Genomic DNA, 23956 nt, shown 5'->3' with positions numbered 1-23956 from the left:
CCCGTGGCTCACGTACGCCCACCTACGCTTGCGTCGTGCGTACCCGGTACCGGCGGAAATGGACCGCGCCGCTGGCCATCCTGGCCTGTGGCGCGCTGATGCTCTCCGGCTGCGCCGACTTCGACAACACGGCCGCGGGGCAGAAGTTCACCCCGGTCAATCCGCCGTCCCCCGAGGTCCCGCCGCAGGTCGGGCCCGGCGGTGAAGCGGGTGATTCCGGCCCCGGTGGTCCCGGCCGCGGGAACGGGCCGAACCAGTCGCAGACGCCGATCCCGCCGCCGCAGGGCTGCAAGGACTTCGACAAGGCCGTCATCGCGACCTGTCTGGACACCGTCGCCGCCGTGGCCGCGATCCCTGGTGACGGCAGTTCGCCCAGCGCGCTCGCGGGCGAACGCAAGAGCGGCCGGATCATGCTCGCCGCCGCGGGGAAGGATCCGGCCAGCTGGGCCGCCATCCCGGTGGACGGCTCCGGCGACGGCGGCCTCACCTCGCTCGCCCTCTCCCCGGGCTTCGCCGAAGACCAGCTCGTCTTCGCCTACATCACCACCCCGACCGACAACCGGGTCGTCCGGCTCGCGAAGGGGCAGACGCCGAAACCGGTGCTGACCGGCATCCCCAAGGGCTCCAGCGGCAACCGCGGCGCGATCGGCACCGACGCGAAGGGCGCTCTCCTGGTCGCCACCGGCGACGCGGGCAACCCCGGGCTCGCGGCCGACCCGTCGTCGCTCGCCGGGAAGGTGCTGCGCATCGACACCTCCGGCAAACCGGCGCCGGGCAACCCCACGGCGGGCTCGGCGGTCTTCTCGACCGGCGTGCACTCCCCCGGCGGGATGTGCCGCGACCAGAGCGGTTCGCGCCTGTGGCTGACCGACCGGGTCGCCGACAAGGACGTCCTGTACCGGCTTCGCGCCGGTCAGCCGCTGAGCACTCCGGCGTGGAGCTGGACCGACAAGCCCGGTGTGGCCGGCTGCGCGGACTTCGTCGACGCCGTCGGCTACGTGTACGTGACGACGTCGACGGCGGGGAACCTGCAGAACCTGCCGGTCACCCCGGACGGCGCGGTGACCGGCAAGCCCAACATCACCTTGGACGGGAAGACCGGGAAACCGCCGAAGACCTTCGGGCGCCTGGGTTCGATGAGCATGATCAACCCTCAGCTGGCCTTGGCCGGGACCGTCAACAAGGACGGCGGCGCACCGGTGTCGAGCGACGACCGCGTGGTCATCATCTCGCCGTCGGTCGGCGGTGGCGGGGGCGGCAAGGACTGACCGGTCTCGCTGTGGACCCAATGTGGCATTGGGGACGTTGAGTGTCCCCAATGCCACATTGGGGGCGGGCTACTTGCGGCGCGTGCGGGTTTCGGTGCGCAGGAGCCGGACGTCGACAAAGGCGACGAGGGCGGAGACGACGGCGGCGGCCAGGCCGAGGTAGCGGCCGGCACCCGTGCCGATCTCGATGCCGGCGGCGGAGAAGATCCCGCGCTGGTCGGCGTCGAACTGCCAGTCGAGGGTGGCCCAGCCGAGCACCATCAGCAGCAGTGCGCCGATGGCCGCCATCAGCCACAGATGCGGCAGGCCGGCGCGGCGGACGGCGTCGACCCGGCCGAACAGCACGACGGCCAGACCGGGCAGGAACACCAGGAAGAGCGGCGCCCAAGCGAGGAAACCCGCGTGCCACGCGTCGCGCGTGACGTCGGTGGCGGGCAGCGTGCCCAGCGCGTCCTCGATCTCCGGGCGCGACGCGGTCAGTGTCGTCCACGGGAGGAACAAGGCCACCAGCGCGAGCAGCCCGGCCGCGAGGCCGAGCCACTCACGCCAGGTGACCTTCTTCAAAGCGAGGTCAGGCACCGACTCGCTCGACGATCAGTTCACGCACGCGCTTGGCGTCGGCCTGGCCCTTGGTGGCCTTCATGACCGCGCCGACGATCGCCCCGGCCGCGGCCACCTTGCCGCCGCGGATCTTCTCGGCGACGTCCGGCTGCGCGGCCAGCGCCTCGTCGACCGCCGCGATGAGCGCGGAGTCGTCGGAGACGACCTTCAGGCCGCGCTTCTCGACGACCTCGGCGGGCGAACCCTCGCCGGCGAGGACGCCCTGCACGACCTCCTTGGCCAGCTTGTTGGTCAGCTCACCGGCGTTGACCAGCGCGATGACCTCGGCCAGCTGCGCCGGGGTGATCGCCAGCTCCGCCAGCTCGATCTCGCGGGAGTTGGCCTCCTGCGCCAGCGTGTTGACCCACCAGCTGCGGGCCTCGTCCGGCGTCGCGCCCGCCTCGACGGTGGCGGCGACCAGGTCGACCGCGCCGACGTTGAGCAGGTCGCGCAGCGCCTCGTCGGTCAGGCTCCACTCGCGCTGGATGCGCTTGCGGCGCTCCGACGGCATCTCCGGCAGCGTCTTGCGCAGCTCCTCGACCCATTCGCGCGTCGGCGCGATCGGGACCAGGTCGGGCTCCGGGAAGTACCGGTAGTCCTCGGCGGTCTCCTTGGTGCGGCCGGAAGACGTGGTGCCGTCGGCCTCCTGGAAGTGCCGCGTCTCCTGCTTGATCGAGCCGCCCTCGGCGAGGATCGCCGCCTGGCGGGTCATCTCGTAGCGCACGGCGCGCTCGACGCTGCGCAGCGAGTTGACGTTCTTGGTCTCGGTGCGCGTGCCGAACTCGGTCGCGTCCTTGGCCATCAGCGAGACGTTCGCGTCGCAGCGCAGGGAACCCTGGTCCATGCGGACGTCGGAGACGTCCAGCGCGCTGAGCAGGTCGCGCAGCGCGCTCACGTACGCGCGGGCGACCTCGGGGGCACGCTCGCCGGTGTGCTCGATCGTCTTGGTGACGATCTCGATCAGCGGTACGCCCGCACGGTTGTAATCGAGCAGTGAGTGCTCGGCGCCGTGGATCCGGCCGGTGGCGCCGCCGACGTGCAGCGACTTGCCGGTGTCCTCCTCCATGTGCGCGCGCTCGATCTCGACGCGCACGACCTCGCCGTCGTCCAGCGTCACGTCGAGGTAGCCGTTGAAGGCGATCGGCTCGTCGTACTGCGAGGTCTGGAAGTTCTTCGGCATGTCCGGGTAGAAGTAGTTCTTCCGGGCGAACCGGCACCATTCGGCGATCTCGCAGTTGAGCGCCAGCCCGATGCGGATCGCGCCCTCGATCGCCTTGGCGTTCACGACGGGCAGCGCGCCGGGCAGGCCGAGGCAGGTCGGGCACACCTTCGTGTTCGGCTCGCCGCCGAACTCGTTGGCGCAGCCGCAGAACATCTTGGTGTTCGTGTTCAGCTCGACGTGCACCTCGAGGCCCAGCACCGGGTCGAACCGCTCGATGACGTCGGCGTAGTCCATCAACTCAACCACGGCGGTCACTTCTTTCCTCCCAGCTCCGGAACCTCGTGCACCAGCGAGCCACCGTTGGCGGCGTCACGCGCGACCTCGTAGGCGGCGCCGACGCGGTACAGCCTGTCGTCGGCCATCGCGGGGGCCATGATCTGGAGGCCGACCGGCAGGCCGTCCTCGTGCGACAGTCCACTCGGGACACTCATCGCGGCGTTGCCGGCGAGGTTCGACGGAATGGTGCAGAGGTCCGCCAGGTACATCGCCATCGGGTCGTCGACGCGCTCACCGATCTTGAACGCCGTCGTCGGCGTGGTCGGCGAGACCAGCACGTCCACCTTTTCGTACGCGGCTTCGAAGTCCCGCGTGATCAGCGTGCGGACCTTCTGCGCCGAGCCGTAGTACGCGTCGTAGTAGCCCGAAGACAGCGCGTACGTGCCGAGCATGATGCGGCGCTTGACCTCCGCGCCGAAACCCTTCTCACGGGTCAGCGACATGACCTCTTCGGCGCTGTGCGCGCCGTCGTCGGACACGCGCAGGCCGTAGCGCATGGCGTCGAACCGGGCGAGGTTCGACGAGCACTCGCTCGGCGCGATCAGGTAGTACGCGGGCAGCGCGTAGGTGAAGTTCGGGCACGAGACCTCGACGACCTCGGCGCCGAGCGCGCGCAGCTGCTCGACGGCGGCCTCGAACGAGCGCAACACGCCCGGCTGGTAGCCGTCGCCGACGAATTCCTTCACGACGCCGACGCGGACGCCCTTGAGGTCCCCGGTGAGGCCCTGGCGGGCCGCGGCGACCACCGGCGGGACCGGCGCGTCGATCGAGGTCGAGTCCATCGGGTCGTACCCGGCGATGACCTCGTGCAGCAGGGCGGCGTCGAGCACCGTCCGCGCGCAGGGCCCGGCCTGGTCGAGCGACGAGGAGAAGGCGACGAGACCGTAGCGGGAGACACCGCCGTACGTCGGCTTCACGCCGACGGTGCCGGTGACCGCGCCGGGCTGGCGGATCGAGCCGCCGGTGTCGGTGCCGATCGCGATCGCGGCCTCGAACGCCGCGATGGACGCCGAGGAGCCACCGCCGGAACCGCCCGGGATGCGGGCGTGGTCCCACGGGTTGTGCGTCGGGCCGAACGCGGAGTTCTCCGTGGAGGAGCCCATCGCGAACTCGTCCATGTTGGTCTTGCCGAGCACCACGACACCGGCCTCGCGCAGCTTGCGCGTCACGGTGGCGTCGTACGGCGGGATCCAGTTCTCCAGCGTCTTCGACCCGACGGTGGTGGGGATGCCCTTGGTGGTCAGCACGTCCTTGAGCGCCAGCGGCACCCCGGCGAGCGCCGACTTCGGCGCCTTGCCCTCGGCGACGTCGGCGTCCACCGCGCGGGCCGCGTCGAGCGCGCCCTCGGTGTCGACGTGCAGGAACGCGTGGATGTGCTCGTCGACCTCGGCGATCCGGTCCAGGTGGGCCTGGGTGACCTCGACGGCCGAGACCTCACGGGACTGGATCTTCTCCGCCAGTTCGGCGGCGGTCAGCTTGACGATCTCGGTCACTGTTCTTCTCCCAGAATCCGCGGCACCCGGAAACGACCCTCTTCGCTCGCCGGCGCACCGGCGAGCGCCTGCTGCTGGGTCAGCCCCTGTCGGACCGTGTCCTCGCGGAACACGTTGGTCAGCGGCACGGCGTGCGACGTGGGCGGGACGTCCTCGCCTGCGACCTCGCTCACCTTGGCCACCGAGTCCAGGATCTGGTCGAGCTGGCCTGCGAAGACGTCCAGCTCCTCTTCGGTGACGGCAAGCCTGGCCAGCTTGGCGAGGTGTGCGACCTCGTCGCGGGAAATGTTGGGCACGCGGGTGACTCCCGGGGTGTGCTGTGCGGGTTCTGTCGGAAGCTGCAAGTCTATGGTGGCGGTGTCGGCGGACTCGACTGGGTTACGCCGCGGCCCGTGCTCCGGCCCTGGGTGGGCGCTTCGGGTGAGGAGTGCCTGGTTCGTTATCCCGAAGGCCGGATGGCGGGCCCCGTTACACCGTCCGGTCTGTCACAATCGGCGCCCGGCGTAGCGCGTTCCACGGCGAGGCTGGAACGCCTGATGCGAGAGGGGCGCGTGTGTCGTTCCTGATCCGGGTCCAATTACCGGACACTCCGGGGACCCTCGGCGCGGTCGCCACCGCGCTCGGCACCGTCGGCGCCGACATCCTGAGTGTGGACGTGGTCGAACGAAGCGGTGGTCTCGCCATCGACGACCTCGTCGTCGAAATCCCGTCCGGCAGGCTGCCGGACGCGCTGATCACCGCCGCCGAAAGCGTCGACGGGGTCGAGGTCGACGCCGTCCGCCCGTACGCCGGGGTGCTGGACACCCATCGCGAGCTGGAACTGGTCGAGGAGATCGCCGCGAAGCCCGCTGCGGGGCTGGAGATCCTCGCCGAAGGGGTGCCGCGGATCATCCGGGCGGGCTGGGCCGTCGTCGTCGAGTACTCGGAGCCCGGCGCGCTGCGGCTGGCGTCGTCCAGCGCCGCGCCCGAGACGCCGATCACGGACCTGCCGTGGCTGCCGCTGGAACGCGCCACCATCCTGGACGCCGAGGAGGCCTGGGTCCCGGAGACGTGGAAGGAACTGGGGACCGAACTCGCGGCCACGCCGCTGGGGAAGCCGGGGAAGGCGCTGCTGGTCGCACGGCCGGGCGGGCCGAACTTCCGGGCCGCCGAAGTGGCGCGCTTGGCGCACTTCGCGGGGATCGTCGCCGTCGTACTGGACAGCTGAACCGCTCCTTCGCGGGCCCTGGGCCGCGGCGCCCTGAAGTGTCATGAGGGGTCCCCATGGGACGAATTTCGTCCCATGGGGACCCCTCATGACATCAGGTGAGTTCCAGGCGGTAGGCGATCAGCGTCACACCCGGGTGCGGCTCCCAGTCCCGCTCGGGCAGCCGCACGAAGCCGAGCCGCTCGTACAGCCGGTGCGCCCGCGTCATGGTGACCAGGCTGCACAGCATCACCCGGTCCGCGCCGAGTTCCCGCGCGCGGGCGATGACCGCCCTGGTCAGCGCCTCGCCGATGCCGCGCCCGGTCGCCGAAGGCAGCACGCCGAGCATGCGGAACTCCAGTTCGCCTTCGCGGGACAGCTCGGCGAACGGCGTGCCCGGCCGCGCGATGGTGACCGTGCCCACCAGGGTGCCGTCACCGTCCACCGCGACCAGGAGTTCGGCCTGTTCCGCCCGGCGAGTGGCGTCGACGAGCTCGGCCGCGTAGCCGACGCCTTCCACGAGGCCCCGTTCCGCGGAGTACGCGGCCAAGGTGAGCTCCCCGACCGCCTCCAGTTCGCCGGCCAGAGCGGGCCGGATCTCCAGGTCACTCACCAGGCTCCTCCTCGGCGGACTCGGTCGGCAGCGCCAGTTCCGCGGCGGCCTCGGGGCCGCTTTCCAGCAGCACCCGGAAGCCGTTCTCGTCGAGCACCGGCACCTTCAGCTGGACGGCCTTGTCGTACTTGGTCCCCGGCGCGTCGCCGACGACGACGAACGCCGTCTTCTTCGACACCGAACCGGCCGCCTTCCCGCCGCGGGCCATGATGAATTCCTTGGCCTCGTCACGGGAGTAGTCGTTCAGCGAGCCGGTGACGACGATCGACAGTCCTTCGAGGTTGCGCGGGATGGATTCGTCGCGCTCCTCCTCCATCCGCACCCCGGCCGCGCGCCACTTCTCGACGATCTCGCGGTGCCAGTCGACCTCGAACCATTCCTTCGCGGCCCGGACGATGGTCGGGCCGACCCCGTCGACGGCGGCCAGCTCCTCTTCGGAAGCGTTTTCGATCTTTTCCAGCGAACCGAATTCCCGCGCGAGCGCCTGCGCCGCCGTCGGGCCCACGTGCCGGATCGACAAGCCGACGACGACCTTCCACAGTGGACGGTCCTTGACGGTTTCGAGGTTCTCCAGCAGTTTGCGCCCGTTGGCCGACAGCTCCCCCGCCTTGGTGCGGAACAGCTCGACTTCGAGCAGCTTCTCCTCGTCCAGGTCGAAGATGTCGCCTTCGTCGTGCACGACACCCGCGTCCAGCAACGCCACCGCGGCCTCGTACCCGACGACCTCGATGTCGAAGACGTTCCGGCTCGCCAGGTGGAACAGCCGTTCCCGCCGCTGCGCGGGGCAGAACTGGGCGTTGGGGCAACGGATGTCGATGTCGCCCTCCTTCTGATACGCCAGCTCGGTATCGCAGTTGGGGCAGCGCAACGGCATGACGAACTCGCGCTCTTCGCCGGTGCGCGCGTCGGCCACCGGGCCGAGCACCTCGGGGATGACGTCGCCCGCCTTGCGGATGACGACCTTGTCCCCGATCAGCACGCCCTTGCGTTTGACCTCTTCCTGGTTGTGCAGGGTCGCCATCGCGACGGTGGATCCGGCCACCTTCACCGGCTCCATCACCGCGAACGGGGTGACCCGCCCGGTGCGGCCGACGTTGACCTGGATGTCCAGAAGGGTGGTGATCGCCTCTTCCGGCGGGTACTTGTAGGCGATCGCCCAGCGCGGCGCGCGCGAAGTCGTGCCGAGGCGGCGTTGCAGCGCGACCTCGTCGACCTTGATGACGACGCCGTCGATCTCGTGCTCGGCGTCGTGGCGGTGCTCGCCCCAGTACCGGATGTGCTCCAGCAGTTCCTTGCCCGAACCCAGCACCTTGCTGTGCGGCGAGACCGGCAGGCCCCACGCGGCGAGCGCGTCGTACGCCTCGGACTGGCGCTTCGGCTCGAAGCCCTCGCGTTTGCCGAGCCCGTGGCAGATCAGCCGCAGGTTGCGGGACTTCGTGATCTTCGGATCCTTCTGCCGCAACGATCCGGCGGCGGTGTTGCGCGGGTTCGCGTACGGATCCTTGCCCGCCTCGACCATCTTCGCGTTGAGCGCCAGGAAGTCCTCGACGCGGAAGAACACCTCGCCGCGGACCTCGACCAGCGCGGGCACCGGGAACTCGGCCGTCCCGGTCAGCCGATCCGGCACCTGCTCCAGCGTGCGGACGTTGAGCGTGACGTCCTCGCCGGTGCGGCCGTCTCCCCTGGTCAGCGCGCGGGTCAGGCGGCCGTTCTCGTACAGCAGGTTGATCGCGAGCCCGTCGATCTTCAGCTCGGCCAGGTACTTCGTCGCGCCGATCTCCTTCTGGACCCGCTCGACCCAGGCCTCGAACTCTTCGCCGTCGAAGACGTTGTCCAGGCTGAGCATGCGCTCCAGGTGGTCGTACGCGACGAACTCGGTCGAGAACGTGCCGCCGACGTTCTGCGTCGGCGACTCCGGCGTCACCAGCCCGGGATGCTCGCCTTCGATGGCCAGGAGTTCGTTGAGCAGCTCGTCGAACTGGCCGTCGGACACGATCGGTGAATCCAGCACGTAGTACCGGAACTGGTGCCCGCGGATCTCCTCCGCCAGTTCGGCATGCCTTTCGCGGACGGCGGCCGGCACGTCCGTGACGTCCTGCGCGGGCTCGATGTTCTCGGGAAGTTCGCTGCTCACGGGGGTAACCCTAGTCGGGGGGACCGACATTTTCCGGCGTCGGCGAGCCGAGTCGGCCGACCATTTCGCGCAGTTCCAGCAGGGTCACTTGCCCGTCCCGCGCCTCGGTCACCAGCTCGACCTTGCCCAGCCTTTCGGCCGCGACACGCTCACCCAGCGTGGCGTCCAGCGGCAGGAAGGTCATGGTCGTCCGGGTCTCCGGTGCCAGCTCTTCGATCAGCGGATGGAACACGGTGACGTCCACCCGTCCGGCTGATTCGTCCACCTTCGCGGTCACCCGGACGTCGGCGAGCGCGACGCGGGTCTCGCCGAGGTTGACGGTGACCTCATTCGGATCGGGGACCGGCGGCACGGAGTCGTGGTACTCCCAGATGGCGTCCTCCGGCGGCGCGGCGGCCTTCCACGCGTCGGTGTACGGACGCAGTTCCGGATCCTCCTGACCGGTGAGCACGAGCGAGTAGATGGCCCGGTGCCCACGATCGAGGGAAAAGTGCAGCCGGGGGTGCAGCGCCTCGACGATGGTGCAGAGGTCGTGTTCCACCCGGTGCGGTTCGCGGTCGCCGAGCGCGGCGCTGACCTCCGGCAGGAGCGCGAACCACGCCTCCCAGAACGTCACCGCCGCGGCGGCCGCGTCCTCGGGGACGGGCTGCTCCGGCCAGGCGGTGCGGGGGTCGGGAACGTCCTCGGTTTTGCGGGATCGGCGGAACAGACGCATGAGGGGCACGCTACCGCGCCGGTCACCAGCCTTCAGGCGGTTCGGTGAAAGCCTTGCCCGCCTCCCGGCTGAGCGTGAGCGCGCGGCGCATCCACTCCGGCGTGGCGCCCGCGAGACCGCACGCCGGGGTCGGCACGACGCGTTCGGCGAGGATCTCGCGGCGGAAGCCGAGCCGGTCGACGAGTTTGAGGACGGGCGTGACCACGTCACGCAGTTCCACCGGTGCGCCGGGGTCGGTCGTGGGGACGAGTCCGAGCATCAGCGTCGTGCCGGAGTCCAGCGTCTCGCCGATTTCGTCGAGCAGCGCGGGCGAAGCGCCCTTCAGCAGGGCGAAGTCGAAGGCGATCGCCTTCGCCCCGGCCGCGCGCAGCAAGGAGATCGACGGCTTCGCGGCGCAGCAGTGCACCGCGACCGGCTGCCCGGTGATGCGCTCCGCGCCGGAGATCACCGTCGACAGCAGCTCGCGGGCCTCGGGCGCGGGCACGGCGGGGATCGTGCCGTAGCCGGAGGCCGTCGGAAGATCGCCGTCGAGGACGGCGGGCAGCGACGGTTCGTCGAACTGGAGCACCACGGGCGCGCCGATCCGCGACTTCAGCTCCGCGACGTGCGAGGCCAGACCGTCCAGCAGCGACTCGGCGAAGTCGCGCAGCGCGCCCCGGTCGGTGAGGATCCGGTGCCCGCGCGGGAGTTCGACGTTCGCGGCCAGCGTCCACGGTCCCGCGACCTGCGCCTTGAACACCGGCGGCGCGGCGCCGGCCTTCTCCCGCGCCTCCTGGACGGCGTCGAGGTCCCAGCTCATCAGGTCGAGGGCGCGGCGGTGGTCGTGCCCAGGACGGGAGGTGACGCGATAGCCACTCGGCACCACCTCGACGGCGAGGTCGACCAGCAGCGCCGCCGTCCGGCCGATCATGTCGGCGCCGACGCCGCGCGCGGGAAGTTCGGGCAGACAGGGGAATTCGGGCAATTCGCCGAACACGATCGAAGCGGCCTCGACCGGGTCGGTGCCGGGCAGGGAACCGATCGCGGTCGCCGCGCCAAGCGGCCAAGGTCGTTCGTTCACACCCGGATTCTCCCCTTGGTCCGAGTGCGCGGGGCGGCGGGGCGGCCGACGACACGGACATTCGCCGCAATTGCCGTCGGCGAGCCCGTGACGGCGCCGGGCGCATTACGCTGACCTGCCATGACGAGCTCTCCACAGCCCGCCGGCTGGTATCCCGACCAGCAGAACTCCCGGATGTACCGGTGGTGGGACGGACAGGCCTGGACGGCCGACACGCGACCTTCGCACGACGCCGAGATGATCGAGCTGGACATCGAAGGCGCGCACGACCCGAACCGGATCCGGGAGCAGGTGGCGAGGGGAACCCAGGGCCGGGGCAGTGGGGTCGTCGGCGGCGGGACCCTGTTCTCCGAACCCGTGCTGGTGGTCAACCAGCGCGCGAAACTCATCGAGATGTCGAACGAGTTCGGGGTGTTCGACCAGAACGGGAACCGCCTCGGCGGCGTCGTCCAGGTCGGGCAGAGCACGCTGAAGAAGGCCATCCGGCTGCTCACGAACTACGACCAGTTCCTGACCCACCGCTTCGAAATCCGCGACGCGAACCACAGCACGGTGCTGAAGGTGACGCGGCCGGCGAAGGTGTTCAAATCCCGCTTCCTGGTGACGAAGGCCGACGACTCCCCGATCGGGGAGATCGTGCAGGAGAACGTCTTCGGCAAGATCAGGCTGGGCTTCGTGGTCAACGGGCAGAAGGTCGGCGGGATCTTCGCGGAGAACTGGCGGGCGTGGAACTTCGTGATCAAGGACCACGCCGACGTCGAGATCGCGCGGATCACCAAGACCTGGGGCGGTTTCGTGAAGGCCGCGTTCACCACCGCCGACAACTACGTCGTCGAGATCCACCGGCCGCTGCGGGATCCGCTGGCGTCGATGGTGGTCGCCTCGGCGCTGACCATCGATACGGCGCTGAAGCAGGACGATCGCTGACGGCCGTCGTACCGGCAGCCCATGTCCCCAATGTGGCATTGGGGACACTGAACGTCTCCAATGCCACATTGGGGACATCACCCGACGGGGCTTTCTTCTGTTTTGGACTTGCACGAGCGCAATAATCTGGCCTCAGACGAGTCCCGCGTGTCGAGCCGAACATGTCACAACAGGCTTCTACGCTGCATCGCGAAGCTCGTCCACATCCTCCTCGTACGGCCGTCGAGGAGGCTCCCCTGGCTTCTCGACTCTGCCGAGCAGATGCTCGCGCAGTACTTCAGGGGGTGGAGGTGAAGGCCCATGGCACAAAAGGGCCGCAGTAACCGGTTCGCCGTCAGAGTCAGGTTCGAACTGACCCTGACGGCGAACCACATGATAACCCTGGTCGTACTGGCGCTGTTAGGGCTAGAAACCTTGTACCAGCACTGACCCCGGGGCAACTCATCGCCGGGGCTGTCCACCAGGATGGCTCCGGCGATGACTTGCGCGGTCGAAGATTCGACCTCATCCGCGCCACTGTAACCCCGTTGGTCTGCGTATACGCAACACATCGCCCGGCATGTTCTGCACTGATCTGCATTGCCCTGCAACGTGGGCCAAACGCCGAGTGACCGGGGTCTCACCCCGCTCAAGTGGACACTCGGCTTCCGGCGGCACAAAGTGGAAGACCTGGGGCGGCACGCTGGAGTGCGTCCGGGACGGAGGTCACCATGGAGCCGTTGCCAGAAGACGGCGAACGGGACTGGGCCGAGCCAGGCGTCTACACGGTTTCGCCGGGGATCCACCGGATCCCGCTGCCCCTCCCGCACGACGCGCTGCGCGCCGTCAACGTCTACGCCGTCACCGACGGCACCCGGCTGGTCCTCGTCGACTCGGGCTGGGCGCTGGAATCCGCGCGCGAAAGGCTTTCCCGCGGGTTGAAGGCGCTCGGCGCCGACCTCGGCGACATCGACGAATTCCTGATCACCCACGTGCATCGCGACCACTACACGATGGCCGTGGAGCTGCGCCGCGAATTCGGCGGCAAGGTCGGGCTCGGCAAGCTGGAAGAGCCGTCTTTGACGCGCTCCGGCGATCCGGACCGCTTCCCGATGGAAGCGCAGGTCGACCTGCTGAAGCGCTGCGGCGCGGGCCCCGTCGTCGACGTGCTCGCCAAGGCCTTCGGCGGGATCCGGCACACCGAGGCGCATCTGTGGGAGCAGCCCGACGAGTGGCTCGTCCCCGGCAAGCGCGAGATCGTGCCCGGCCGCGAGTTCGACGTCGTGCACACGCCGGGCCACACGGCCGGTCACGTCGTCTTCGTCGACGAAGAAGCGGGTCTGGTGTTCTCCGGCGACCACGTGCTGCCGCACATCACGCCGTCCATCGGGTTCCAGCCGGTGCCCGCCGACCTGCCGCTGAGCGACTACCTCGACTCGCTGCGCCTGGTGCGCGAGATGCCGGACCGGCGCATGCTGCCCGCGCACGGCCCCGTCACCGACAGCGTCCACGCCCGCGTGGACGAACTGCTGGAGCACCATCGCGACCGGCTCGAAGTCATGGGCGCCGAGATCACGGCGGACGTCACGACGGCGTACGAGGTCGCGCTACGGCTGGGCTGGACGCGCCGGAAGCGCACACTCGACGAGATGGACCCGTTCAACCAGATGCTCGCCGTCCTCGAGACCGGTTCGCATCTGGATCTGCTGGTGGCACAAGGAAAACTCACCGCGACCGAGACCGACGGAGCGCGCCACTACCGATGATCACCATCCGCCGCGCCCGGCGCGAAGACGTCGCGGCGATCGTCGGCATGCTCGCCGACGACCAGATCGGCAGTACCCGCGACTCCGCCGACGACCTCACGCCGTACCTCAAGGCGTTCGAGGAGATCGACACCGATCCGGCGCAGCTGCTGATCGTCGCCGACGACGACGGGCAGGCCGTCGGCACGCTCCAGCTGTCGATCATTCCCGGCCTGGCCAGGAAAGGCGCGCTGCGCGGGCAGATCGAGGCGGTCCGGGTGCGGGCGAGCCATCGCGGTTCCGGCCTCGGCGGCGAGCTGATGGCATGGGCCATCGAGGAATCCCGGCGGCGGGGCTGCGCGCTGGTGCAGCTGACGTCGGACGTGAAACGCGAGGACGCGCACCGGTTCTACGAACGCCTCGGTTTCGAAGCCACACACACCGGCTTCAAGCTGAAGTTCTAGTTCCCTTGCCGCATTTCGTCCTCTGGATGCGGTAGTTGCACGCGCAAGGACCGCATTCAGAGGACGAAATGCGAGCCGTCAGCGGGTCCCCGAGATCTTCGCGCTCCCCAGCACGAGATCGCCTTCGGCCGCGTCGGTGCGGTACAGCACGACGACCTGCCCCGGAGCGACGCCGCTCAGCGGCTCCCGCAGCTGAACGGTCACCGAGTCACCGGAGTCACCCGAAACCTCCGCGACGGCCTCGACGATCCCGCCGTGCGCGCGCACCTGGACGACGCATTCGGTCGGGCCGTCCAGCGGCCGTTCGCTCGGCCAGATCGGGCGATTCGCCTCGATCACGTTCACGCCGAGGTCCCGTGCGGAACCGACCTTCACGGTGCCCGAAACCGGCTCCAGCGAAAGCACGTAGCGCGGCCGCCCGTCCGGCGCGGGCGCCTCGATGCCGAGCCCCTTGCGCTGGCCGACGGTGAAGCCGTGCACGCCGGTGTGCTCACCGAGCACGGCGCCGGTCTCGGCGTCGACGAGCTGCCCGGGACGCTGGCCGAGCCGCTTCTCCAGGAAACTCTTCGTGTCGCCGTCCGGGATGAAGCAGATGTCATGACTGTCCGGCTTGTTCGCCACCGACAGGCCGCGGCTCTCGGCCTCGGCGCGCACGTCGGTCTTCCACGAATCACCCAGCGGGAACAGCGAATGCCGCAGCTGCTCCGGGGTCAGCGAAGCCAGGACGTACGACTGGTCCTTGCCCGAGTCGACGCTGCGCCGCAGCTCCGGCACACCGTCCACAAGGGACAGTCGCGCGTAGTGCCCGGTGGCGACGGCGTCGAAGCCGAGCGCCATCGCCTTGTCCAGCAACGCCTCGAACTTGATCTTCTCGTTGCAGGTGACGCACGGGTTCGGCGTCCGGCCGGCCGCGTACTCGCCGACGAAGGTTTCGATGACCTCTTCGGTGAAGCGCTCGGCGAAGTCCCAGATGTAGAACGGGATGCCGAGGATGTCGGCGGCGCGGCGAGCGTCACCCGAGTCCTCGATCGTGCAGCAGCCGCGGGATCCGGTGCGCAGCGTGCCGGGCTTCGCCGACAGCGCCAGGTGCACGCCGACGACCTCGTGCCCGGCGTCCACGGCACGCGCGGCGGCCACCGCCGAGTCCACTCCCCCGCTCATCGCGGCCAGTACGCGCATCTTCCTCACACCTCTTGCTTCTGCGTCTGCTTGCGCATTCCGGCGAGTCCCGCCTGCCTCGCCCTGTCGACGACGCCCGCGATCTCCTTCGAAACCGCTTCAACGTCTTCCGGCGCCGAGGTATGGCCGAACGAGAACCGCAGCGATCCGCGCGCGGCCGCCGGGTCGGCGCCCATGGCCAGCAGCACGTGGCTCGGCTGCGCGACCCCCGCCGTGCACGCCGAACCGGTGGAACATTCGATGCCCTTGGCGTCCAACAGCATCAACAAGCTGTCCCCCGCGCACCCGGGGAAGGTGAAGTGGGCGTGCGTCGGCAGGCGCTCGCCCTCGCCGCCGTTGAGCACCGCGTCCGGCACCTCGCGCCGGACCGCTTCGATCAGGTCGTCCCGGAGCTCGGCGACGCGTTTCGCGTACTCCTCGCGGCCCTCGACCGTGGCCTTGACCGCCGTCGCGAACGCGATCACCGCGGGCACGTCGAGCGTGCCCGAACGCACGCTGCGCTCCTGGCCGCCGCCGTGCAGCACCGGCACGCACGCGGTGTCGCGCCCGAGCAGCAGCGCGCCGACGCCGTACGGGCCGCCCAGCTTGTGCGCGGTCAAGGTCAAAGCGGCGGCACCGCTCTCGGCGAAGTCGACCGGCACCGCGCCGACGGCCTGGACGGCGTCGGTGTGCAGCGGGATCTCGTGTTCGGCGCAGACGGCGGCGAGCTCGGCGATCGGGTTGACCGTGCCGACCTCGTTGTTCGCCCACATCACGGTGGCCAGCGCGACCGTCTCGGGGTCCTCGCCGATGGCGGCGCGCAGCGACTCCGGCGACACCCTGCCCGCCTCGTCGACCTCGACCCAGACGATCTCGGCGCCCGCGTGCTGCTCCAGCCACTCGACGGACTCGAGGACGGCGTGATGCTCGACGGTGCTGCACAGCACACGGCGGCGCTTCGCGTCCTCGCCGTTGCGAGCCCAGAAGATGCCCTTGACCGCGAGGTTGTCGCTCTCCGTGCCACCGGCGGTGAAGATCACCTCGGACGGCCGGGCGCCCAGCGCCTCCGCGATCACTTCGCGGGCCTCTTCGACCCGGCGGCGGGCCCGGCGGCCCGAGGAATGCAGCGCGGAGGCGTTGCCCACAGTGGACAGCGCCTCGGACATCGCCGCTACGGCTTCGGGCAACATCGGGGTGGTCGCCGCGTGGTCGAGATAGGTCATCGCCTTACCAGGGTAGACCGCTCCGGGGCGTGACCAAGCCCACCCTGGTCAGCGGGTGGTGCCGCTCATACTCGACGGCCACCGGCCGGTCAGCCGCACCCCGAGCAGCGCGATGCCGGTCAGCAGCACCGAAAGCACCAAGATCGCCACCGTCGGCTCCTTCGCCGACGCGATCGAAGCGAGCAGAACACCACCCAAACCGATGGTCAGGGCCGATCCGACCCAGTCGCCGAGCTGCAGCGCCGAGGTGTTGAACCCGCGTTCGGCCTCCGGCGAGTAGCGGAGCAGCAGCACCGAGATCGCGGGCATCGCGATGCCCATCCCGGAGCCGCCGACCGCCGACGCCACGAACGCCATCCAGGCGGGGAACGACGGCAGCGGGACGAAGACGAAGATCGCCAGACCGGCCGCGACCAGCGCGAACCCGGTCCGCAAGGACGCCTCGCGCGACCAGTCGAGCATGCGGCCTTGCAGCATCGACCCCGCCGACCAGCCCAGCGCGGTCACCGTCAGCGGCAGTCCGGCCAGCGCGGGGCTGTAGCCGTGGACCTCGGTCATCGTGAGCGGCAGGTACGCCTCCATCCCGGCGTACGCGCCCGCGATCAGCCCGCGGGAGGCGATCACTGTCGGCAACCCCGGCCGCGAAGTCAGCGTCCCGGCGGGGAGGAGCTTGCGGAGCGCGTACGCCAGGGCGGCCAGTCCGGCGCCGCCGTAGGCCAGCGCGGCGAGGGACGGGTGCTGCGCCGCCCAGGTGAGCGCGGCGACGCCGAGGGCGGCGACCACCGCGGGCACGACCCCGGCGCGGCGCGCGGACTCGCCGGGGTCGTGCCCGGGCAGTTTGCGGGTGACGACGACCAGCAGCCCCACGCCGACGGCGGTCAGCGGGATCAGCCCGAGGAACACCCAGCGCCAGCCGACGCTCACCGTCACCACGCCCGCGATCGACGGCCCGATCACCGCGGGCAGCACCCACGCGGCGGCGTTGGCGGCGTAGATCACCGGGCGTTCACGGTCGCTGAAGGTGAGCGCGATCAGCAGCGACACCGAGACCAGCAGAAGACCGGACCCGAACCCCTGCAAAGCCCTGCCGAGCAGGAGCAGCGGCATGTCGTGCGCGAGCCCCGCCACCAGCAGCCCGACCGCGAACAACGCGGTCCCGGCGAGCAGCGCGGGCGCCGGGCCCTTGCGGTCGCCGAGCCGTCCGGAAAGGACGGTCGCGACGACGCTGGCGACCAGGAAGGTGGTGAAGGGCCAGGCGTAGAGGGCGAGACCGTCCAGGTCGGCGACCATCGTCGGCATCGCTGTCGCGACGCCCATGCTCTCGAACGCGATGAGCGTGACCATGAGCAGCAACCCGATCGTGGTCACGCGGTGCTCCGGTGTCCAGAGCACGCCCTTCGGCTTTTCCCCAGTGATCGTCATGGGAAAAGCGTGCAACCTCCAGTTCGGTGGAGGTCAAGCGCTGACGGGCGCCGGTCGGTGAGGGCTGAAGGGCGCTTTCCCCGCATGCCATGCGGGGAAAGCGCCCTTCACGGCGTCTGATGCGGGGAAGGCTCCCTTCGCGTCACGCCCGCTGGGTGGTGGGTGATCGTGTGTGGAGGATTCCGGCCGTTGAACCTCCTGAATCTTCCCCCGTCACGTCGTCTGCCACCGGTCATAGGTAAATGCCGGTCGTTCTCACCGTCCTTGCCACTCACGAAACCTGACCGACGGGCGCCAGCCGCAGCTCCCGCGCCAGCACGGCGGCCTCGCCGCGCGACGTGACCTCGAGCTTTCCCAGGATCTTCCGCACGTGGAACTTCACCGTGTGCTCGGTCAGCTGGAGTTCCTCGGCGATCTGCCGGTTCCGCTTTCCGCGCGCGATGCCGGCGAGAACCTCGAGTTCACGCGAGTTCAACCTGTCCAGCGGGCGCAGCTCCGGGGTCTCGGGGACACCCAGCGGCAGGATCGCGGTGATCGTGGCTCCCCAGCCGGGGACGGCGTCGACCTCCCAACGGCCGTCGAGCGGGGTGATCCGCTCGGTGAGACCGGCGGACGGCACGGCGCGGGCGACGTCCGGGCCGTCGTCGCGCACGGTGATCCGGAGACCTCCGCCGTCGATCGCCCAGGACGCCCGGACCCGGGAACTGCCGCGTTCCAGCGCGGCGAGCACGAGGCCGCGGGTGACCGTGCGCGCGGTGTGCGCGATGTCCTGCGGGAGCGGCCGGTCGTCACCGGGCCCGGCGAGGTCGACGGTCATGTCGTCGTGGCGCACCAAGGGGTCCAGCTGCGCGGCGAGGGTGTCGAACGCCGCCGACGCCGGTTCCGCCGAGAGCTCCTGATCGCGATCGGCGATCGAGCGCAGTTCGACGAGCGCGGCCGCGGCGAGGTCGGTGGCGCTCTGGCGGGCGGCGGCGTCGCCGAGCTGACGGGACCGCAGCACGGCGAGCAGGGACGCCAGCGTGGTCGCGTGGGTCTGGCCCAGATCGGTGATCGTCTGCGCCCGCGCCGTCGCGGCCGCCAGGTTGCTCGCGATGATCTCGGGTTCGGGGTCGGTGGCGCGCTGGGCGGCGCTGACGCTGACGATGCCCCACAGCTTGGCGGCGATCTCCAGCGCGCTGTCCGCGGGCGCGTCCTCGGTGGGGACGAGCGCGATCGTCGCGCCCTTGCCGATCACCGGAGCCGACGTCAGGACGACGAGTTTCCGCCGCTTCCCGCCGAGCCTCTCTTCGGTCACCACCGCTTGCCCCGGGACGCCGAGCGCCGCGAGCCGTTGGAGCTCGGCGCTCGTGACCGCGCCGGTGATCGCCGGATCGCCGTGGACCTTGACCGGGATGCGGGAGCAGTCACCGGTCTCCATGGCGGCGGCCCGGTGCGGCAGGACAGCCTTAGCCGCCGCCGAGAACCGCGGCAAGAGTTCGGCGCGCGTGGCGGCGAGCATGCGCTCGACCTGGCTCAGCACGTACAGCGGATCCGACCACTCGTCCATGACTCCACAGTAGGCGCGGCCGCCGTTCGCGACGCTGCTCGCCCGGCTAGCGAACACTGCTCGTCCGAGTGGTTCGGGCGTGGTCCGGGCGCCGGTTGACTGATCGCAGCGAAGAACACCAACGAGGAGTGAACATGCGAGCGATCACCATCACCCAGTACGGCGACACCGACGTCCTGGACTCCGCCGAGGTCCCGGTGCCGGAGCCCGGCCCGGGTCAGGTGCGGGTCGCGGTCAAGGCCGCCGGGGTCAACCCGATCGACTGGAAGATCCGGTCCGGTGCCATGGCGGAGGTCCTGCCGATCGAGTTCCCGCACATCCTCGGCCTCGAATTCGCGGGCGTGGTGGACGCGGTCGGCGAAGGCGCCGGTTTCGCCGTCGGGGACGAGGTCTTCGGCTGGCCCGACACCGGGTCGTACGCGGAGTACGCGCTGGCGACCACGATCGCCCGAAAGCCCGCCGGGCTTTCGTGGGCCGAAGCCGCCTCTCTGCCCGTCGCCGGTGAAACGGCGTTGCGGGTGCTCGGCGAACTCGAGGTCAAGCCCGGCGAAACGCTCGTGCTCCACGGGGCGAGCGGCCAGGTCGGCCGGATCGCGACGCAGGCCGCCGTCGCGCTGGGCGCCACGGTCGTCGGGCTCGCGGGCGCTTCGTCACTGGACGAGGTGAAGGAGCTCGGCGCGGTGCCGGTGCGGTACGGCGACGGCTGGGTTTCGCGGGTGCGTTCGGTCGCGCCGGACGGCGTCGACGCGGTGTTCGACGCGGCGGGCTTCGGCGTCCTGGGTGACTCCGTCGAACTGCTCGGGTCACCCGACCGGCTGGTCACCATCGCCGACCCTTCCGCGTACGCGCAAGGGCTGAAGTTCTCGGCGGGCGGGGAGCAGACCGCGGCGGTGCTGGAGGATCTCGTCTCGCGGGGGCTGAAGCTCAAGCCGGGGTCCGCTCACGCACTGGCCGATGTCGCCGAGGCGCACCGGGAAAGCGCGACGGGGCACGCGGGCGGGAAGATCACGCTGACGCTGTCTTGAGGCTGCGGTGTGTCACCCCCACTGCAATGAAGGGGCCTTTCATAGCAAATTTTGCTATGAAAGGCCCCTTCATTGCGCGTGAGTTACTGAGTGGGCACCTTCGCGACCGGGGCGGAAGGAGCGACAGGAGTCACGGCCGGGGCACGACGCCGCCGCTGCGCCGGGATCTGCACCCGCCCCAATGCCGCCTGCACAGCGGATTCCGCCAGCGCGGCCAGTTCACGCCGGTCCGAAGCGCGGCCCGGCGCGATCTCCGGGCACACGTGCACCTCCAGCACCAGACCCCGCAGCGCCGCGACCCGCCGCAGCGACGCGATGAGCGACTCCGGCCCGATGAACGCCGGTTGCGTCGTCTCCCGCCCGTCGGCGAGCCGGAAGCGCAGCGCGAGCGGCCGCACCGGGACACCGCCGTCGATCGCGGCCTGGAACGTCGCCGGGCGGAACCGGCCCGAACCCAGGCCGCACCAGGTGGTGCCCTCCGGGGTCACACTGACGAGTGATCCGCCGCGCATCGCGCCGGCGAGTTCGTCCATGGTCGCGGGCAGGCTCCGCAGGTTCTCCCGGTCGAGGAAGATGCTGCCGCCACGGCGGACCAGCAGGCCGAGCACCGGCCAGGTGCCGACCTCCTTCTTGGCGAGCGCCCGCATCGGCTGGACGGCGTTGACCGCGATGATGTCCAGCCACGAGATGTGGTTGTTGACCACGAGCGCCCCACGGCCCGGAACGGCGCGGAACTTCTCGTCACCGAGCACACGCAGCCGTACCCCGAACGAGCGAAGGATCCCCGCGAAAAGCAGGCGCACCAAGCGTTCACGGGGCATGCCGCGCAGCACGAGCACCAGTGGCGCGGACAGGAAAGCACCGAGGATGACGCCGATCGCCGCGGTGAACCTCAGGACGCGCCGCGGGAACGCCACCGTCGGCGCCCCTTCGGTCAGGCAGCCGTCGCCGCACGGCGACTTCGGCATCCAGGCGTGGGTCATCCCTGCACTCCCAGGAAGAACTTGAGATACCGCTCGTCGACGTTGTGCAGATCCAGCAGGACGAAGAAGTCCGCGACGCCGAAATCCTCGTCCAGCGCGGGCGGTCCGTAGGTCTTCGCGCCCAGGCGCGTGTAGCCCTTGATGAGCGGCGGGAGGATCGCGCGGGCGGGCCGCTCGACGCCATCGGTCCGCCACGGGTTCAGCGGGGTCACCCGAAGGGATTCGTCCGCGTAGTGCTTGGCGCGCAGGACATCCCAGACACCGGCCGCGTAGGCCCCGCCGTCGGTCAGCGGCACGGACGCGCAGCCCGCGAGGTACCGGTGCCCGGCCAGCAGCATGTAACGCCCGATCCCCGCCCAGACGAGGCTCACCACGGCGCCGCTGCGGTGGTCGGGATGCACGCACGAACGGCCCGTCTCGACCAGAGAGGGACGTAGTGTGTCGAGCGCCGTGAGATCGAATTCGCTGTCGGAGTACAGCTTTCCCGCCTGCGCGGCCCGATCCGGCGGCAGCATCCGGTAAGTACCCACGATCTCGCCGGTGTTGTCGTCGCGCACCACGAGGTGATCGCAGAACTCGTCGAAGTAGTCGACGTCGAGTCCGGGTGCGGGCGAATTGAGCGTCGCGCCCATTTCCTCGGCGAAAACCTGATGGCGAAGACGTTGCGCGGCAACGACTTCTTCGTTCCCATTGGCCACGAGGAGGGAGTAACGCGGCGCGTCGGCCGGGAGTTCGACACCTGCCTGGTCAGTGCTGACGAGGAGCTGTGACGTCGTCATAACCAAGGTCTACCCCTGGAGGGGTACCAACGACAATGCGCCCGATGGCCGATTAGTGCACGTTCAGTTAATTGCGGGTTCTCAGGCTTCTCTCAGGGTGGGAGATCACTTCCCGGTCACGGAAAAGGGGCCGCCGGGGAAATAATCCCGGCGACCCCTTCACTGACAAAGGACGTCAGCCCTTGCGCTTCTGGACCTCTTCGGTCAGCTGCGGCGCGACGTTGAACAGGTCGCCCACCACACCGAAGTCGGCGATCTCGAAGATCGGCGCCTCGGCGTCCTTGTTGACCGCGATGATGGTCTTCGAGGTCTGCATGCCGGCCCGGTGCTGGATCGCACCGGAGATGCCCAGCGCGATGTACAGCTGCGGCGAGACCGTCTTACCGGTCTGGCCGACCTGGAACTGCGCCGGGTAGTAGCCCGAGTCGACGGCGGCGCGGGAAGCACCGACGGCCGCGCCGAGCGAGTCGGCCAGCGTCTCGACGACGTCGAACTTGTCGGCCGAGCCGACACCGCGGCCACCGGAGACGACGACCGAGGCCTCGGTCAGCTCCGGACGGTCGCCGCCGACGATCGGCTCGACACCGGTGATCTTGGCGGACTTCGCCGGGTCACCGGCGGGGACCTCGACGGTCTCCTCGGCGGCGGCACCGTCGGCCTGGGTCGCCTCGACCGCGCCCGGGCGGACCGAGATGACCGGAACACCCTTGGTGGACTTGGACTTCACCGAGAACGCGCCACCGAAGATGGACTGGTCGACGCTGCCGTCGCCGTTCACGCCGACGGCGTCGTACAGCAGACCGGAGCCGAGGCGGACCGCGACACGAGCGGACACCTCCTTGCCCTCGGCGCTGGCCGCGACGAGCACGGCGGCCGGGGAGGTCCGCTCCGCGAGCGCGGCGAGGACATCCACCTTCGGGGTGACCAGGAAGCCGGTGGCGTTGTCGCCCTCGGCGACGTACACCTTGGCGGCGCCGTGGGCGGCGAGGGCTTCCTTCGCCTTGGCGGCGGTGCCGGTCGGGCCGACGACGACCGCGGACGGCTCACCCAGTTCACGAGCGGCCGTCAGCAGCTCGAGCGTGACCTTCTTGACTTCACCGTCGACGTGGTCGACGAGGACGAGTACTTCAGCCATTTCCCTATTCCTCCTCGAAACCTGTCTCAGATGAGCTTCTGCGCGACCAGGTAGGCGGCCACCTTGCTGCCGCCGTCACCCTCGTCCTCGACGCGCTCACCGGCGGTGCGCGGCGGCTTCGGGGAGGCTTCGAGCACGGACGACCAGGCGTTGCCGAGGCCGACCTCGCCGGCGTCGAGGCCGAGGTCCGCGACGGTCAGCGTCTCGACCGGCTTCTTCTTGGCGGCCATGATCCCCTTGAAGGAGGGGTAGCGCGGCTCGTTGATCTTCTCGCCGACGCTCACGACCGCGGGCAGGTTCGCCTCGAGGTGCGTGACGCCGTCCTCGGTGTAGCGGTCGGCCTTGATCGAGGAGCCGTCGACGGTCAGCTCGTTCACGTGGGTCAGCTGCGGCAGGCCCAGCAGCTCGGCGATGATCGCCGGCACGGCGCCACCGCGGCCGTCGGAGGCCTCGTTACCGGTGATGACCAGGTCGAAGCCTTCGACCTTCGAGATCGCGGCGGCCAGCACCTTGGCGGTGGCGATCGCGTCGGAGCCGTGAAGGGCCTCGTCGGAGACGTGGATGGCCTTGTCGGCACCCATGGACAGCGCCTTGCGGATCGCGTCGGTCGCGCGGTCGGGACCCACCGAGACGACGGTGACCTCGCCCTCGCCGGCTTCCTTGATCTTCAGGGCTTCTTCGACGGCCTTCTCGTTGATCTCGTCGAGCACGGCGTCGGCGGATTCGCGGTCAAGAGTGTTGTCGGCACCGGAGAGCTTCCGCTCCGAGTAGGTGTCCGGTACCTGCTTGACCAGGACAACGATGTTCGTCATGGGTCTACTTCGACCTCCCGTTAGTGGCCGGCGTCGGCCACGGGGCAACAGCTCTACTGGCCGGTAGATTAGGGCCATTTTCCCGCCGCGGCCCGCCGAGGTGACCTCATTCACCTGGATGCACGTTTTACTGGGACCATCGTCCAGGTATTTCACCCGGAAGTGAGTGTAACCGGGCGACTAACCCGAAC

The 23956-nt window shown here is 69.9% G+C and carries 22 protein-coding genes; 6 read left to right on the top strand and 16 right to left on the bottom strand.

What is annotated here, in order from left to right; genetic code table 11:
- Window positions 1-35 precede the first annotated feature (35 nt).
- Window positions 36-1268, top strand: a complete 1233-nt coding sequence (locus CFP71_RS20900; RefSeq protein ID WP_093935552.1) for a PQQ-dependent sugar dehydrogenase — start codon at window positions 36-38, stop codon at window positions 1266-1268.
- A gap of 69 nt (window positions 1269-1337) precedes the next feature.
- Here CFP71_RS20900 and CFP71_RS20895 read toward each other — a convergent pair whose 3' ends face one another.
- Genes CFP71_RS20895 through gatC form a run of 4 tightly spaced genes read right to left on the bottom strand, consistent with a single transcriptional unit; the run spans window position 1338 to window position 5155 of the window.
- The gene (locus CFP71_RS20895) at window positions 1338-1847 is read right to left on the bottom strand and encodes a hypothetical protein (RefSeq protein ID WP_093935551.1); all 510 of its coding nucleotides are present in this window, start codon (window positions 1845-1847) and stop codon (window positions 1338-1340) included.
- Window positions 1840-3345 carry an Asp-tRNA(Asn)/Glu-tRNA(Gln) amidotransferase subunit GatB gene (gene gatB, locus CFP71_RS20890; protein ID WP_093935550.1) on the bottom strand — a complete coding sequence of 502 codons (1506 nt, stop codon included), beginning with the start codon at window positions 3343-3345 and terminating at the stop codon, window positions 1840-1842. Before gatB ends, CFP71_RS20895 begins: the two co-directional genes overlap by 8 nt.
- Window positions 3342-4859 (bottom strand): Asp-tRNA(Asn)/Glu-tRNA(Gln) amidotransferase subunit GatA, encoded by a 1518-nt coding sequence (gene gatA, locus CFP71_RS20885; RefSeq protein WP_093935549.1) that lies wholly within the window; start codon window positions 4857-4859, stop codon window positions 3342-3344. The genes gatB and gatA overlap by 4 nt, the downstream gene beginning before the upstream one ends.
- Window positions 4856-5155: an Asp-tRNA(Asn)/Glu-tRNA(Gln) amidotransferase subunit GatC gene (gene gatC, locus CFP71_RS20880; protein WP_093935548.1), complete on the bottom strand. Its 300-nt coding sequence runs from the start codon at window positions 5153-5155 to the stop codon at window positions 4856-4858. Before gatC ends, gatA begins: the two co-directional genes overlap by 4 nt.
- A gap of 257 nt (window positions 5156-5412) precedes the next feature.
- Here gatC and CFP71_RS20875 point away from each other — a divergent pair, with 257 nt between their 5' ends.
- Window positions 5413-6066 (top strand): ACT domain-containing protein, encoded by a 654-nt coding sequence (locus CFP71_RS20875; protein WP_093935547.1) that lies wholly within the window; start codon window positions 5413-5415, stop codon window positions 6064-6066.
- Between the two features lie 94 nt (window positions 6067-6160).
- Here CFP71_RS20875 and CFP71_RS20870 read toward each other — a convergent pair whose 3' ends face one another.
- The 4 genes from CFP71_RS20870 to CFP71_RS20855 are packed head-to-tail and all read right to left on the bottom strand — an operon-like array spanning window position 6161 to window position 10567.
- Entirely contained in the window at window positions 6161-6658 is a 498-nt protein-coding gene (locus CFP71_RS20870) for a GNAT family N-acetyltransferase (protein WP_093935546.1), read from the bottom strand.
- Window positions 6651-8792: an NAD-dependent DNA ligase LigA gene (ligA, locus tag CFP71_RS20865; protein ID WP_093935545.1), complete on the bottom strand. Its 2142-nt coding sequence runs from the start codon at window positions 8790-8792 to the stop codon at window positions 6651-6653. The genes CFP71_RS20870 and ligA overlap by 8 nt, the downstream gene beginning before the upstream one ends.
- 10 nt (window positions 8793-8802) lie before the next feature.
- Window positions 8803-9507 (bottom strand): hypothetical protein, encoded by a 705-nt coding sequence (locus CFP71_RS20860; RefSeq protein WP_093935544.1) that lies wholly within the window; start codon window positions 9505-9507, stop codon window positions 8803-8805.
- A gap of 22 nt (window positions 9508-9529) precedes the next feature.
- Window positions 9530-10567 carry a methionine synthase gene (locus tag CFP71_RS20855; protein WP_093935543.1) on the bottom strand — a complete coding sequence of 346 codons (1038 nt, stop codon included), beginning with the start codon at window positions 10565-10567 and terminating at the stop codon, window positions 9530-9532.
- Window positions 10568-10687: 120 nt separating this feature from the next.
- Between CFP71_RS20855 and CFP71_RS20850 the strand changes: the two genes are divergently transcribed.
- The 3 genes from CFP71_RS20850 (at window position 10688) to CFP71_RS20835 (ending at window position 13682) form a co-directional block, all read left to right on the top strand.
- Complete coding sequence (locus CFP71_RS20850; RefSeq protein WP_093935542.1) at window positions 10688-11494, top strand: LURP-one-related family protein; 807 nt, start codon at window positions 10688-10690, stop codon at window positions 11492-11494.
- 710 nt (window positions 11495-12204) lie between these two features.
- Entirely contained in the window at window positions 12205-13239 is a 1035-nt protein-coding gene (locus CFP71_RS20840) for an MBL fold metallo-hydrolase (RefSeq protein WP_093935540.1), read from the top strand.
- Window positions 13236-13682, top strand: a complete 447-nt coding sequence (locus CFP71_RS20835) for a GNAT family N-acetyltransferase (RefSeq protein ID WP_208635998.1) — start codon at window positions 13236-13238, stop codon at window positions 13680-13682. The genes CFP71_RS20840 and CFP71_RS20835 overlap by 4 nt, the downstream gene beginning before the upstream one ends.
- Before the next feature lie 78 nt (window positions 13683-13760).
- Here the strand turns inward: CFP71_RS20835 and mnmA are convergent, their stop codons facing one another.
- The 4 genes from mnmA to CFP71_RS20815 form a co-directional block, all read right to left on the bottom strand.
- On the bottom strand, window positions 13761-14861 hold the full coding sequence (gene mnmA, locus CFP71_RS20830) for a tRNA 2-thiouridine(34) synthase MnmA (protein WP_093935539.1): 1101 nt from the start codon (window positions 14859-14861) through the stop codon (window positions 13761-13763).
- A gap of 5 nt (window positions 14862-14866) precedes the next feature.
- A complete protein-coding gene (locus tag CFP71_RS20825) occupies window positions 14867-16063 on the bottom strand; it encodes a cysteine desulfurase family protein (protein WP_093935538.1) in 1197 nt (398 codons plus the stop codon).
- Between the two features lie 48 nt (window positions 16064-16111).
- Window positions 16112-17485 carry an MFS transporter gene (locus CFP71_RS20820; protein WP_093935537.1) on the bottom strand — a complete coding sequence of 458 codons (1374 nt, stop codon included), beginning with the start codon at window positions 17483-17485 and terminating at the stop codon, window positions 16112-16114.
- A 271-nt stretch (window positions 17486-17756) separates the two neighbouring features.
- Window positions 17757-19031: a helix-turn-helix transcriptional regulator gene (locus CFP71_RS20815; protein ID WP_093935536.1), complete on the bottom strand. Its 1275-nt coding sequence runs from the start codon at window positions 19029-19031 to the stop codon at window positions 17757-17759.
- 134 nt (window positions 19032-19165) lie between these two features.
- Here CFP71_RS20815 and CFP71_RS20810 point away from each other — a divergent pair, with 134 nt between their 5' ends.
- Window positions 19166-20056, top strand: a complete 891-nt coding sequence (locus CFP71_RS20810; protein WP_093935679.1) for an NADP-dependent oxidoreductase — start codon at window positions 19166-19168, stop codon at window positions 20054-20056.
- Between the two features lie 83 nt (window positions 20057-20139).
- On the opposite strand, the gene CFP71_RS20805 is transcribed toward CFP71_RS20810, so the two are convergent.
- From CFP71_RS20805 to CFP71_RS20790, 4 genes are all read right to left on the bottom strand, one after another.
- The gene (locus CFP71_RS20805) at window positions 20140-21039 is read right to left on the bottom strand and encodes a lysophospholipid acyltransferase family protein (RefSeq protein ID WP_093935535.1); all 900 of its coding nucleotides are present in this window, start codon (window positions 21037-21039) and stop codon (window positions 20140-20142) included.
- Window positions 21036-21818 carry a GNAT family N-acetyltransferase gene (locus tag CFP71_RS20800; protein ID WP_093935534.1) on the bottom strand — a complete coding sequence of 261 codons (783 nt, stop codon included), beginning with the start codon at window positions 21816-21818 and terminating at the stop codon, window positions 21036-21038. The genes CFP71_RS20805 and CFP71_RS20800 overlap by 4 nt, the downstream gene beginning before the upstream one ends.
- A 175-nt stretch (window positions 21819-21993) precedes the next feature.
- Window positions 21994-22953 carry an electron transfer flavoprotein subunit alpha/FixB family protein gene (locus CFP71_RS20795; RefSeq protein ID WP_093935533.1) on the bottom strand — a complete coding sequence of 320 codons (960 nt, stop codon included), beginning with the start codon at window positions 22951-22953 and terminating at the stop codon, window positions 21994-21996.
- A 26-nt stretch (window positions 22954-22979) separates the two neighbouring features.
- Entirely contained in the window at window positions 22980-23765 is a 786-nt protein-coding gene (locus CFP71_RS20790; protein ID WP_093935532.1) for an electron transfer flavoprotein subunit beta/FixA family protein, read from the bottom strand.
- Window positions 23766-23956 lie beyond the last annotated feature (191 nt).

The organism is Amycolatopsis thailandensis (assembly GCF_002234405.1).
In the GTDB taxonomy this organism is placed as follows: Bacteria; Actinomycetota; Actinomycetes; order Mycobacteriales; family Pseudonocardiaceae; genus Amycolatopsis; species Amycolatopsis thailandensis.
The sequence above is the reverse complement of the archived record's forward strand: the minus strand, read 5'-3'. Positions and strand labels throughout refer to the sequence as shown.